The organism is Bacteroides nordii, from assembly GCF_019930665.1.
In the GTDB taxonomy this organism is placed as follows: domain Bacteria; phylum Bacteroidota; class Bacteroidia; order Bacteroidales; family Bacteroidaceae; genus Bacteroides; species Bacteroides nordii.
Window position 1 is genome coordinate 1,912,383 of sequence record NZ_CP082886.1, and the last position, 13,418, is coordinate 1,925,800.

The window sequence follows — 13,418 nt, forward strand, 5'->3', positions numbered from 1 at the left end:
ATTCATAATTCGAAACAAAGGGTCGCGTAGCTCAACTGAATAGAGTAGCTGACTACGGATCAGCCGGTTACAGGTTTGAATCCTGTCGCGATCACAAGAATATCTTCTCAAGAAATTGGGGAGATTTTTTTGTATATCAGCCAAACTTTACTATATTGTGAAGTTGAAACATATTTTATATAATAATAAACATAAAAGAATGGGATCGTTTCCAGTATTTAGTAGAAAAACAAATTTCAAGGTATCGATGAAATAATACATAAATTCCGCAAACCTTACGAATTTATATTTTTGCTCGTATGATTTGCGGAATTCATATTTGGAAAATCAATCAGGACATACCTGTCTTAACATTTAATGTTTAGTTCATTCAATACCTTTCGGATTGCTTCAAATGTAGTTATTCTTGTTGGGACAAGTGGTAAGCGCAATTTATTTTCAATCATTCCCATTGCGTTTAGCATTGATTTCACTCCTGCCGGATTTCCATCTACAAACAAAAGATCAAATAATTCAGTGAACTTATGGTGAATGGTGAGGGCGTTTGCAAAGTCTCCCTGTAAAGCCAGACGGGTCATGCGACTAAATTCGCGTGGAAATGCGTTTCCTATGACTGATATAACGCCAACGGCTCCTAAAGTGATCAGTGGGAAGGTAATACCATCATCTCCCGAAATAACGTCAAAATTGGCCGGTTTATTCTTGATAATATCATCCATTTGGGTGATGTTACCGGATGCTTCTTTGATAGCTATTACATTTTTGAAATCACGGGCAATACGCAATGTTGTTGCAGCAGTCATGTTGACTCCTGTGCGCCCCGGAACGTTATATAATACAATGGGCAATTCCGTTGCTTCGGCAATTGCTTTATAATGCTGATAAATACCTTCTTGTGATGGTTTATTATAATAAGGAACTACAGATAAGATGGCATCTACACCGGTGAAATCGTCGTTTTTCAACGTTTCAACTATAGCACGGGTGTTATTTCCACCTACTCCAAGTAGAATAGGGATTCTTCCATTGACGCGGTCGATAACCATTTTTTTGATTTTCTTTTTCTCCTCTTCGGTTAGTGTCGGAGTTTCGGCTGTGGTACCCAGCACACATAGAAAATCTGCATTATTCTGCAATAGATAATCTACCATTCGCATTAATGCATCGTAATCAACGCTCTCATCTTCTTTGAAAGGAGTAATCAGTGCTACCCCCATTCCTTTCAATTTCGTTTGTATCATGAGTATTAATAATAATCTCTAAATAATTTGGACACAAAAGTACTAATATTTTCTATTTTACCGGCAAAAATAATATATAAAATAAGATTCTGACAGAAAAATGTTACGATATGAGCTCTAAAAATTCCTCTTCGTTCATTATCCTGATACCCAGTTTACTTGCTTTTTCAAGTTTGGCAGGTCCCATATTTTCACCTGCCAAAATAAAGCTGGTTTTAGCTGAAATACTTCCTACATTCTTACCGCCATGTTTTTCTATAAGATCTTTGTATTCATCTCGCGAATAGTGGGTGAAAACGCCACTAATAACGATAGACTGACCGGCCAGTTTATCGGTGTGTCCGCTAAGATCTTCTTCTGTACGATAGAGCTGAAGACCAGCTTCCTTCAGACGATTCACAAGTTCGCGGTTTGATTCGTTTGCGAAGTAGTTTAAAATGCTTTGCGCAATTTTTTCACCGATTTCATCAATACTTACCAGGGTTTCGAGATCCGCATCTTCCAATTCTTCTATATTTTTGAAGGCTTTGGCTATTTTCTTTGCTACAGTTTCACCTACAAAGCGAATACCTAATGCGAAGATGACACGTTCAAAAGGAATTTCTTTGCTTTGGGCAATTCCATTGATAATATTTTCGGCAGACTTTTCACCCATCCGGTCCAATCCTTTGATATCTTTTGTGGTCAGTTTGTACAAATCAGCTGTATTCTGGATTAGTCCCAGGCGATAAAACATGTCTACTGTCTCAGGACCAAGTCCGTCGATGTTCATAGCCCGCCGACTGATAAAGTGTTCAATCTTACCTTTGATTTGTGGTGGACAAGCCGTTTCGTTGGGACAATAATGAGCTGCTTCGCCTTCGTAACGTACTAATTTGCTTCCGCATTCGGGACAATTTGTGATAAAATTCACTTTTTCACCTATCATGAATGAACGTGCAGAAGTATCTACCCCTGTAATTTTAGGAATAATTTCTCCACCCTTCTCCACGTATACCATATCGCCAATGTGGAGATCAAGTCCTTCAATGATATCTGCATTATGCAAAGAAGCGCGTTTTACAATGGTGCCGGACAGCTGCACGGGATCCAAATTGGCTACCGGAGTGACGGTCCCCGTTCTTCCTACCTGATATGTTACCATGTTTAACCGGGTAAGTGCACGTTCTGCCTGAAATTTGTATGCAATAGCCCAACGAGGAGATTTGGCCGTAAAGCCTAAGTTTTTTTGTTGTTTCAGACTGTTTACTTTCAGCACGATGCCGTCTGTGGCAACTGTCAGATTTTTCCGTTCTGTATCCCAATATTTGATATAATCAAAAATTTCCTCTAAGGTGTGACACTTTTGCATGGCATTCGAAATTTTGAAACCCCATTTGGCAGCTTCTTGCAGGTTTTCATAATGTCCGTCGCAAGGTAGATTTTCTCCAAGCAGATAGTATAAATAGGCGTCAAGTTTGCGGGAAGCTACGACTGAGGAGTTTTGCGATTTCAGTGTTCCTGATGCTGCATTTCTCGGATTAGCGAATAGAGGTTCTTCACGTGCTTCTCTTTCACGGTTCAACTCTTCGAATACATCCCATGGCATAAGAATTTCTCCACGTATTTCAAAAGACTGGGGATAATTGTCGCCATGGAGTACAAGCGGAATGCTACGGATTGTTTTTACATTATCTGTCACATCATCTCCTTTTTCTCCATCACCGCGAGTTACAGCTCGTATCAGCTTACCGTCTTCGTATGTTAATGAAATTGAAGTTCCATCATATTTCATTTCACAACATATTTCGAAATCATCATTCAGGGCTTTTTTTACTCGTTCGTAGAAGTCTGCTACTTCAGTTTCCGAGTATGTGTTTCCCAAAGATAACATTGGGTATTTATGTGCTACTTGCGTAAAATTCTTATTGAGGTCACTTCCTACACGCATTGTCGGAGAGTTATCATCCTTGTATTCAGGGTGTGCCTGTTCCAGGTCTTGTAACTCACGCATCTTGTCGTCGAATTCCTTGTCTGAGATTTCAGGGGTATTCAATACGTAATAGTTATAATTGTGCCGGTGAAGTTCGGCACGCAGCTCTTCTATTTTTTCCTTTGCAGTCATATTTCTTGGATTGTTTGAGACAAAAATACGGGTTTATCTTTGAATATTTGTAATTTTGCAAAAAATTAAAAGACTATGCGTATTGATATAATAACCGTTCTTCCCGAGATGATTGAAGGTTTCTTCAATTGTTCAATAATGAAACGTGCTCAGAATAAGGGGCTTGCTGAAATTCATATTCATAACCTTCGTGATTACACCGAGGATAAGTACCGACGTGTGGATGATTATCCTTTTGGTGGTTTTGCCGGGATGGTGATGAAGATTGAGCCGATTGAACGTTGCATAAATGCTTTGAAGGCGGAACGGGATTATGATGAAGTGATATTTACTACTCCTGATGGGGAACAATTTGATCAAAAGATGGCAAATACTCTTTCGCTTGCCGGAAATCTTATTATTCTTTGTGGGCATTTCAAAGGGATTGATTATCGAATTCGTGAGCATTTCATAACGAAAGAAATTAGTATCGGAGATTACGTGTTGACTGGTGGAGAGTTGGCAGCTGCGGTGATGGCGGATGCTATTGTGCGAATTATTCCCGGCGTAATTTCTGACGAGCAGTCTGCACTTTCTGATTCATTCCAGGATAATTTATTGGCCGCTCCGGTATATACTCGTCCTGCGGAATATAATGGTTGGAAGGTACCTGATATTCTTTTGTCCGGACATGAAGCGAAAATCAAGGAGTGGGAGTTGCAACAGTCTGTGGAACGCACCCGACGTTTGCGTCCTGATCTATTGGATGAGTAGTAATTAACTTGTTTAAAAAAGCGAAGGCATCGTATCTGTTATACGGTGCCTTCGCTTTTTTGTTTTATGATTTTCTTGTCGGTATTCAGTTGTTTTAGAATGTATAGAGATATTACATATTTTCTCTCTTACTTAGTTATGTAGATTCCTTTTCTTCTGAATATCATTATGACTTTTTTCTATATTAAATGATGCGAAGGGTTATTGTATGATTTGAATTATATCTCAAGCGCACCAATAATGTCAGTAACAGACTTGTATCCGTGTCTATCTAAGTAATTATTTATACCATCGGATACTTTCACTGTAACAGTGGGATCTATAAAGTTTGCCGTACCTATTTGTATGGCTGATGCACCTGCAAGCATGAATTCGACTGCATCTTTCCAATCCATAATGCCACCTAATCCGATGACAGGAATATTTACCGATTTAGCTACTTGCCATACCATACGTAATGCTATCGGTTTTACAGCTGCACCGGACATACCTCCTGTTACTGTGGATAATATCGGTCGTCTACGTTCCGCATCAACAGCCATACCAAGCAATGTATTAATTAATGATACACTGTCTGCACCGCTTTCTTCTGCTGCACGGGCAATTTCTGTTATGTCGGTAACGTTTGGGGAAAGCTTAACGATAAGTGTCTTTTTGTAAGCTGAACGCACGGCTTTCACAACTTCTGCTGCTCCTTTGGCGGTGACGCCAAAAGCCATACCTCCTTGCTTTACATTAGGGCATGAAATATTCAATTCTATGGCAGGAATTTTGTCAAGTTCATTAATGATTTCTGCTGTTTTTACATAATCTTCAATTGCTGAACCCGAAACATTCACAATCATATTGGTTTGGATGTCTTTAATACGTGGATAGATGTGTTCAACAAAGTAATGTACACCTTTATTTTGCAGTCCCACAGCGTTTAACATACCTGATGGTGTCTCTGCCATACGCGGATATGGATTCCCTTCACGTTTGTGAAGAGTGGTCCCTTTTACAATAATACCACCTATTCGCGTAATATCTATAAAATCGGCAAACTCTTCACCGTATCCGAATGTACCGGAAGCAGTCATTACCGGGTTTTTCATTTGTAATTCACCAATGTTTACACTTAAATCTGCCATAGTAGTTTATTTATATTAAATACAGGACCTTCTTTACAAACACATAAGTGGCCTTCATCAGTATTTTCTACACAACAAAGGCAAGCGCCTACGCCACATGCCATCATGTTTTCTAATGAGACTTCACAATTGATATTATTACTTTTGGCATATTTTGCTACTGCCATCATCATAGGCTTTGGACCGCAAGTATAAATTTGCTCAAACTTTACCTTATTTAATATAGAGTGTTGAGTGACATATCCTTTTTCGCCATAGCTTCCATCTTCAGTAGTTGTGTATACTTTGCCATAAGATGCAAAATCATCTAACTGCAAAAGATCTTTGTCCGTACGAGCACCTAAAAGGAAAGTAGGTTTACTACCGTTTTTAGCCAATTGTTCACCCAGATAAAGCATTGGGGCTGTTCCTACACCTCCGCCTACTAATAAGAGCTTATCAGAAGGTATTTGCGGCATTGTAAAGCCGTTACCCAACGGAAGTACAATATTAATGATATCTCCCTTCGTAGCTTCTGCCAGACGACGTGTTCCGTCACCTACAAGCTGTATCAGAAACCATACTTCGTTTCGTGATCTGTCTACATAATTAATAGAAATGGGGCGGCGAAGAAAAGTACTTGGCGAACCATCTACCCGTATTTCAGCAAATTGTCCCGGTAGCATTTCGGGAAGTGGTGACTGAGATGTTAACTTTAACAGCACATAGTTTATGTGTAGTTTGAGGTTCTCAGTTACTGTCAGGTCTAAAATAAATTTTTTCATGTATTGAAACTAAATTCGTATTTCAGAGTACAAAGATACAGGAATTTGTGCAAAACACCGTTTTTACCTCTTATTTTTCCGGTCGGAATGTCTCATAAGTATTGTCATCAAAGAAAATTCTTATTTCAGTGATTTTACGTGGAGGTCTTTCTTTGTATATAATCTCCTGTCTTACAACTTCTTTAGGGGTGTATTGAGTGCTTTCTAATGCGATTTCCTTGCGATTTTCTGGAGCACTCGTTCCATTGGCCGGATTTTTTGGATTCTCAGAAGCAAATAGAGGGTAGTTTTGCTCTTCTTTGATTATATTTTCTTCTCCTTCCATCATATTACCTTTTCCAGTAAGCAGCCAATCTAAACTAATGTGATTGTACTTTTCATGCAGACGCATGATGAAGTCAGTACTCGGATATTTATTTCGATCGCCCAGTGTATGAGAAATGGTAGCCTGGGCTACACCGATACTTTCGGCAAATGCCGCAGCAGTCATTTGCTCATGATCCATAATCATTTTAATTCTATCCTTGATATCCATGACGTTTTTTATATTTACAACTGTGTATTTATTGACTTTATTTACAAATGTGTACGCTGTTTTCGCGGTTTACAAAAGTAAATAAATAAAATAACATAAGCAAATTACAAATGAAATTAATGAGTTATTACGAAAATGAATATTGCATTTACTTTTGTGATTTATGTTTGTAAATGTGTATATTACAAGTATATTGAATATTAAAGTGATACTTTATTTATATTATATACAGCATTGATTATTAGTGGTATATGATTGTGTATTGTATACTATTTATTTTCTATTTACGAATGTTCAACCCTATTCTGACTATCATTTAGAGTAGTAATTAAGAAAAATATATTATTTAGTTGGAATACTGTATTTTATAATGAATTGAATGAAATGTTAACTACTCTCCTATTACAAATGTTATTTCTTATTTATTTGTGTAATATTACAATATTACAATGATGATTTGCGTTTGTTATTTACATATGGTATTGTATTACAAGCGTTATTATTAAGAATGTAAATCAAACATTTTACAGAAGTAAACAAATAGTATGAAAAATGTGATATATTCTCTTTCTAACTTCCCTTTTTCATTATAATATTTTCTTACGTAATTTTTATACTACCTTCTAATGGCAAATCTTTGCAATATTTCCGTATAAATCCCTGATTAAATTGTTTTTTTTAATTCTACAAGGACTATTATTGATATAATATACTGTATAATAATGTTTTATGCCTTATTTCTCTTCTTCTAATATATTCTTAAATAGAAAATAGAGCATAAAATAATAGAAACAGGGATATTTATGATCAAAAAGTCAATACGCAAAATTTAGATTCTTCAAAATAGATAAAATACCGGAAATATGGGAAAATGGAGGTAATATAAAGTCTTTTTTCTGTATTTGCTCAGAGTATATTAAATCATCAAATATATAGATATTAGCCTGTTATATAGGTTTCTTTGGTCTGGTTTATGATTTAGGCACATGCTTTTCCTGTTAATCGGATCATTAACATGTATGGGGTTCGCAGTCTACATCATGAAATAGGATTAAAAAAGTAGGGAGTAGAGTTAAAGAAGTAAAGATAATTAGTTGAATAAACAAAGAACTTGCTATTAATATAAAGCGTTTTGTAGGCTAATAAATGGTAGAAGTATAAGCAAAGAAAGAGTGGAAAAATACGGTGAAAATGATGATAAATACAGGTTCCCGGACTTAAAATAATGAGAGGTAATGTATAGAAACATTATCTCTCATTATACTGTATATCTATTTTCCATCCTTTTGATTTCTCAAAAATAAGACATGAAAGGTTTTTTATATTTTTAAATTTCAAGAAGCGGTTGAATCTATCTAAATAGAGTCTTTCTTCTGTTATATTTTCAATGAAGAATTTTAAACACCAATTCACGAAGAATATCGCCATCGCTCATAGATGCATTGTTTATTCCTTTGGATTTTGCATCTGCATATCGTATTTCTCCAATGATTTGCATGGTCTTTACACCGTTGTAACGACGCATGGCAGTTAGATAATCGCGGGCGGCCCAAGGCGATTTCAGACCTAACCAAGAGGCAATCCCCTGTTCTGTTTTTTCGGGAGAATAGTAGGATAACATTAGATTTGAATAAAAATTGAATAGCAATGAAAGGGTCATTTGTATCGGATTAGTTTTCGGATTTTCCTCAAAGTATTTTATTATTTTATTTGCTTTAAGAATATCCTTCTCTACTAATGCACTACGTAGTTCAAAGTTATTATAATCTTTGCTGATACCTATATTCTTCTCTATTTGTTCAGGTGTCACTCTCTTCTGGCCTGCGGGTAAGGTAATGATTAACTTCTCCAGTTCTCCTGTAAGGCGGCTTAGATCCGTACCCACAAAATCTGCAAGCATAGCCGACGCTTTAGGCTCCATGTCGATGCCTTTACGTTTCATGTATGAGTTTATAAATACAGGAAGTTGAGAGTCTTTGATCTTTTTGGATTCAAATAGAATACCGACCTTTTCTACTTCTGCCACCAGTTTCTTTCGTTTGTCCAATGTACCATGTTTGTGGCATATTACAAGGATGGTAGAGTTCAATGGTTTCTGAAGATAAAAAGAAAGCTCTTCCATATTACGTATTGCTTGTGCTTCCTTTACAATTACTACCTGATATTCGGACATCATAGGATATCGTTTAGCAGCATTAATAACCGTTGCTATGTCTACATCAGCACCATATACTACAGTCAGATTGAATTCTTTCTCGGTTTCACTCAATACATTGTCTGTTATATAATCGGCTATGAGATCGATATAATATGATTCTTCTCCCATCAAGTAATAGATCGGGCGGTATTGCTTAGCCCTCAATTCTTTGAGGATGTCATCGCAACTAAGTTCTTGTTTTGCCATATATCAAAAGCCTTACCAGTCGAATTTCAAGTGTTTTACGGTCTTTTTCTCATCAATAATCATGCGTAGTGAAGCAATACCTATCTTCACATGTTCCTCGACATAGTTTTGGGTGACAATGTTGTCACTTTTATCGGTTTTTACACCTTCCGGGATCATGGGTTGGTCAGAAACCAATAGTAAAGCTCCTGTTGGGATATGATTGGCAAAACCACAACTGAAAAGAGTGGCAGTTTCCATATCTACTGCCATAGCACGGGTTTTAGTCAGGTATTTCTTGAATTCTTCATCATGTTCCCAAATACGGCGGTTGGTGGTATAGACAGTACCGGTCCAGTAATCACGGGCATAGTCGCGGATAGAGGAAGATACGGCGCGTTGCAGCATAAATGCCGGCAGTGCAGGTACTTCGGGTGGAAAATAGTCATTGGAGGTTCCTTCACCACGGATGGCGGCGATAGGGAGAATAAGATCACCTATTTTATTTTTCTTATCGATCCCTCCACATTTACCTAAAAAAAGGCAGGCTTTAGGCTGAATAGCACTTAAAAGATCCATGATGATGGCGGCATTGGGACTTCCCATACCGAAGTTAATGATAGTGATGCCCTCTGCACTTGCAGATATCATGTTGGCATCACGCCCCAGAATGGGGACATTGAACTTCTCTGCAAATATTTCTACGTACTTGTTGAAGTTGGTCAACAGAATATACTCTCCAAAATCTTCCAGGTTACGTTTTGTGTAACGGGGTAGCCAATTAGCTACGATTTCTTCCTTTGTTTTCATAAGATTCATTAAATTTGTGCTCTCTTTACAGAGAGCCATTATTTAACTTACAAAAATACGAAATGTTATCGTTAAACTTGCCAGTATTTGATACTAAAATTGCGTCACGAAATGGAAAAAATGTTATTTTTGACGTAATTCGTAAACGATATGTTGCCCTTACACCCGAAGAATGGGTACGGCAGCACTTCGTTCACTTTCTTATTGCACATAAAGGATATCCGATGGCATTGATGGCTAACGAGGTGCTTCTTAACCTGAATGGAACGAAGAAAAGGTGTGATACTGTACTATATCGGAGGGATCTTACAGCGCGGATGATTGTAGAATATAAAGCACCGCACATAGAAATTACGCAAGCTGTGTTTGACCAGATTACACGTTATAACATGGTGTTAAAAGTCGATTATCTGATAGTGAGTAATGGAATGCAGCATTATTGTTGCAAGATGGATTATGAGAAGCAATGTTATGTGTTTCTTAAGGATATTCCGGATTATAATAATATGCCAATGTAATAATGTGCCAATTAGCTGCGTGGTGTTAATATAGCGCAGCAATTGGCACATTGGCACATTATTACATTAGCATATTATTTAAATCGTTCCTGCAATTTTTGCATCAGTTCATAGAAGTTTGGTATATAGACGGTAGCAAGTAAAGTATTCATTGCCATACCAAATACTACTGCAGCTCCCAAGGCGATGCGACTTTCAGCTCCTGCACCGGAAGCAAACAACAATGGCATAACCCCTAATACAAATGCAAATGACGTCATGAGAATTGGCCTTAGACGAACGTGGCCCGCTTCATAGGCAGCATCTCTGATGGAGTTTCCTTCTGCCCGGAAGTCGCGGGCGAATTCTACAATTAGAATACCATTTTTGGCTGAGAGTGCAATAAGCAGGATAATACCAATCTGGGTATAGATACTTACCGGTGTGCCCATGACAAAGCAGCCAATCATCGCTCCAAGGAGTGCTACGGGTAATCCCATAATAGCTGCTACGGGGCTTGTCCAGCTTTCATATTGTGCGGCAAGTACAAGGAAGGCTACTAATAACGCCATGAGAAAAACAATTGTAGTAGTATTTCCTGCCTGTGTTTCCTGATAGGCTACAGAAGTCCATTCATAGCCATATTCCCCTCCTAATTGTTCGCTGACAAGTTCTTCCATCTGTTGAATGCCTTCGCCGGAAGAAAAGCCGGGAGCTACATTACAAGTTATGGCTGCTGTTTGATACATATTGTAACGATTTATCTGGTCTTGTCCCAATTGCTCTTCTACTTTAGTGAAGGAAGAAAAAGGTACCATCTCCCCTTTCCCATTCGGTACACTTAGCTGTAACACATTGTCAATCACCTTCTGAGCTTGATCATTAGCCTCTATTTTCACTTGATAAATATGTCCGAATTGTACATAATCGTTCACGTAAGCAGCACCCATATAATAACCCAATGTAGCGAATACCTGATTAAGCTGAACACCCATAAATTGTACTTTATCGCGGTCGATATTCAGAAAATATTGTGGAACATTGGCTTGGTATTGGCTACTGACGGAAGCCAGGGCCGGTTTGCTATGGTAGTTTGCCATTAAGGTTGCAATGGCCTGTTGCATTTCTGTTGGACCCAGGTTACGGGTGTCTTCCAACTGTAGCTGCAATCCCCCGGTAGCTCCAAGACCAGGAATAGCAGGTGGAACCATGGCAAATATCTGTCCTTCCTGTATACTGTATGCCATTTCATTGAAACGTTCTACTACGGCAGCAGCGGTATGTTCTTTACCTTTCCGTTCGCTCCACGGTTTTAGAACGACGAAATATGTACCGCCATTACTTTCCTCTCCTCCCATTATGGAAAAACCGGAGATACCAATATAATCTTTCACTTCGGGATATGTATTAAGTATGGCATTTATCTGTTTACCAACAGCTTGTGTACGTTCCAGGCTGGCGGCAGGAGGTAACTGTACTACAGCAATAAAATATCCGTCATCTTCATCAGGAACGAATGTAGACGGCCATTTCACAAATAACAGTATGGCGATGGCGGTGAAAATACCATAAGAGATCAATGCTGTTCCGGGACGTTCGAGCAACCATTTAACAATGCGGTCATACGCTCCCTGGGTTTTGTCATATGCCTTGTTGAATCCTTTATAGATAAAGAAAGTAGATGGCTTACTCTTCTCCAAAAACAGAGCACAAAGTGCCGGAGTCAGTGTCAGGGAGTTGAAACCACTTAATACAGTAGATGCAGCAATGGTAAGAGCAAACTGCTTGTATAGTTGTCCGGAGATACCACTGATAAGTGTTGTCGGTATAAATACAGCCAGCAATACAAGTACTACACCGACAATGGGACCGGTAATCTCTCCCATTGCTTTTGTGACGGCTTCACGTGGGGAGTATTGTCCTGTTTCAAGAAGTCGCGATGAATTTTCTACCACCACTATGGCATCATCTACCACAATGGCAACGGCTAATATTAATCCAAACAGCGTTAGTGTATTGATAGAGAATCCAAGTGCAGCCATCACTGCCAGTGTACCAATAAGAGATACCGGGATGGTAATACATGGAATGATAACCGCTCTCCAGTTCTGAAGGAAGAGAAAAATAACAAGTACTACCAATAGAGTGGTTTCGAGGAAGGTAACAAGTACTTCGTCGATAGATTCATTGATTACGTCTGTTGTATCCAATGTCACGTTATACTCTACTCCTGAAGGAAAGGTCTGAGCCAGTTCCTGCATTTTGGCTTTCACTCCCTTGGATACGTCGAGGGAGTTAGAGCCGGGTTGTTGATAAATAGCAATGGCAGCTGTCGGTTTTCCGCGTAACTGAGAAACAACATTATAGGAAGCGGATCCCAGATCGATACGTGCCACATCTTTCAGGCGGAGCATCTTACCTCCTGTATCACTGCGAAGAACAATATTACCGAACTCGTCCGGTGATGAGAGGCGCCCTTTCACGGTCAAACTGTATTGGAAAGCATTGGCATTATCTTTTCCAATAGGTTGACCGACCGTCCCGGCACTTACTTCCATATTCTGCGATTGAATAGCCTGATAGATCTCTGCCGGAGAGATACTACGGATACGCATAGCCTCCGGATCGAGCCAGACACGCATGGAGTAGTCCCCTGCTCCCATTACATTGACAGCCCCTACGCCCGGAACACGTGTGAGTTGATCTACGAGGTTCAGCTTGGCGTAATTGGTCAGATAAAGTCCATCATACACCGAGTCTTTGGCACTCATGGTGAGGAACATGACGATGTTTGATGATTGCTTTTGTACGGTTACACCTTGTACAACAACTGGTTCCGGTAGTGATGATTGTGCTACACTTACCCTGTTTTGCACTTGTACAGTAGCCATATCCACATCCGTACCCACAGCAAAAGTGATAGTTAACGAATAGGCTCCTGACGAAGAGGAAGTAGACGACATATAGAGCATACCATCTACCCCGTTCACTTGCTGTTCGATAGGGATACCTACAGTTTGCGCTACTGTTTCGGCATTAGCTCCGGGATATACGGCGGAAACTTGCACCGTAGGCGGTGTAATGTCCGGGAATTGCGCCACGGGCAATATATTGAGTGTCACCAATCCTGCCACCACAATGATAAGCGCCAGAACGGTGGCGAATATGGGGCGGTTGATGAAGAATTTTGAAAACATGATG

Annotated in this window: 10 protein-coding genes and 1 tRNA gene; 3 read left to right on the forward strand and 8 right to left on the reverse strand. The window is 39.0% G+C overall.

What is annotated here, in order from left to right; all coding sequences use genetic code 11:
• The first annotated feature begins 20 nt into the window (after nucleotides 1–20).
• A tRNA-Arg gene (locus K8P02_RS07395) sits at nucleotides 21–94 on the forward strand.
• A 253-nt stretch (nucleotides 95–347) separates the two neighbouring features.
• Here the strand turns inward: K8P02_RS07395 and dapA are convergent.
• Nucleotides 348–1,241 carry a 4-hydroxy-tetrahydrodipicolinate synthase gene (gene dapA, locus K8P02_RS07400; RefSeq protein WP_002560176.1) on the reverse strand — a complete coding sequence of 298 codons (894 nt, stop codon included), beginning with the start codon at nucleotides 1,239–1,241 and terminating at the stop codon, nucleotides 348–350.
• 103 nt (nucleotides 1,242–1,344) lie between these two features.
• A complete protein-coding gene (ligA, locus tag K8P02_RS07405; protein WP_025867774.1) occupies nucleotides 1,345–3,345 on the reverse strand; it encodes an NAD-dependent DNA ligase LigA in 2,001 nt (666 codons plus the stop codon).
• Nucleotides 3,346–3,420: 75 nt separating this feature from the next.
• On the opposite strand from ligA, the gene trmD reads away from it, so the two are divergent.
• The gene (trmD, locus tag K8P02_RS07410; RefSeq protein WP_002560178.1) at nucleotides 3,421–4,098 is read left to right on the forward strand and encodes a tRNA (guanosine(37)-N1)-methyltransferase TrmD; all 678 of its coding nucleotides are present in this window, start codon (nucleotides 3,421–3,423) and stop codon (nucleotides 4,096–4,098) included.
• Nucleotides 4,099–4,316: 218 nt separating this feature from the next.
• Here trmD and K8P02_RS07415 read toward each other — a convergent pair whose 3' ends face one another.
• The 5 genes from K8P02_RS07415 to K8P02_RS07435 all read right to left on the reverse strand — a co-directional run bounded on the left by K8P02_RS07415 (nucleotide 4,317) and on the right by K8P02_RS07435 (nucleotide 9,720).
• On the reverse strand, nucleotides 4,317–5,228 hold the full coding sequence (locus K8P02_RS07415; protein ID WP_002560179.1) for a dihydroorotate dehydrogenase: 912 nt from the start codon (nucleotides 5,226–5,228) through the stop codon (nucleotides 4,317–4,319).
• A complete protein-coding gene (locus K8P02_RS07420; RefSeq protein ID WP_007485664.1) occupies nucleotides 5,216–5,992 on the reverse strand; it encodes a dihydroorotate dehydrogenase electron transfer subunit in 777 nt (258 codons plus the stop codon). Before K8P02_RS07420 ends, K8P02_RS07415 begins: the two co-directional genes overlap by 13 nt.
• A gap of 70 nt (nucleotides 5,993–6,062) precedes the next feature.
• Complete coding sequence (locus K8P02_RS07425; protein WP_007485663.1) at nucleotides 6,063–6,527, reverse strand: helix-turn-helix domain-containing protein; 465 nt, start codon at nucleotides 6,525–6,527, stop codon at nucleotides 6,063–6,065.
• Nucleotides 6,528–7,911: 1,384 nt separating this feature from the next.
• Nucleotides 7,912–8,931, reverse strand: a complete 1,020-nt coding sequence (gene holA, locus K8P02_RS07430) for a DNA polymerase III subunit delta (RefSeq protein ID WP_223382189.1) — start codon at nucleotides 8,929–8,931, stop codon at nucleotides 7,912–7,914.
• Between the two features lie 12 nt (nucleotides 8,932–8,943).
• Nucleotides 8,944–9,720, reverse strand: a complete 777-nt coding sequence (locus K8P02_RS07435; RefSeq protein ID WP_044166459.1) for an AMP nucleosidase — start codon at nucleotides 9,718–9,720, stop codon at nucleotides 8,944–8,946.
• Between the two features lie 62 nt (nucleotides 9,721–9,782).
• Here K8P02_RS07435 and K8P02_RS07440 point away from each other — a divergent pair, with 62 nt between their 5' ends.
• Nucleotides 9,783–10,238, forward strand: coding sequence for a type I restriction enzyme HsdR N-terminal domain-containing protein (locus K8P02_RS07440; protein WP_002560185.1), 456 nt, complete (start codon nucleotides 9,783–9,785; stop codon nucleotides 10,236–10,238).
• Nucleotides 10,239–10,312: 74 nt separating this feature from the next.
• On the opposite strand, the gene K8P02_RS07445 is transcribed toward K8P02_RS07440, so the two are convergent.
• The gene (locus tag K8P02_RS07445; protein WP_007485660.1) at nucleotides 10,313–13,414 is read right to left on the reverse strand and encodes an efflux RND transporter permease subunit; all 3,102 of its coding nucleotides are present in this window, start codon (nucleotides 13,412–13,414) and stop codon (nucleotides 10,313–10,315) included.
• Between the last annotated feature and the right edge of the window lie 4 nt (nucleotides 13,415–13,418).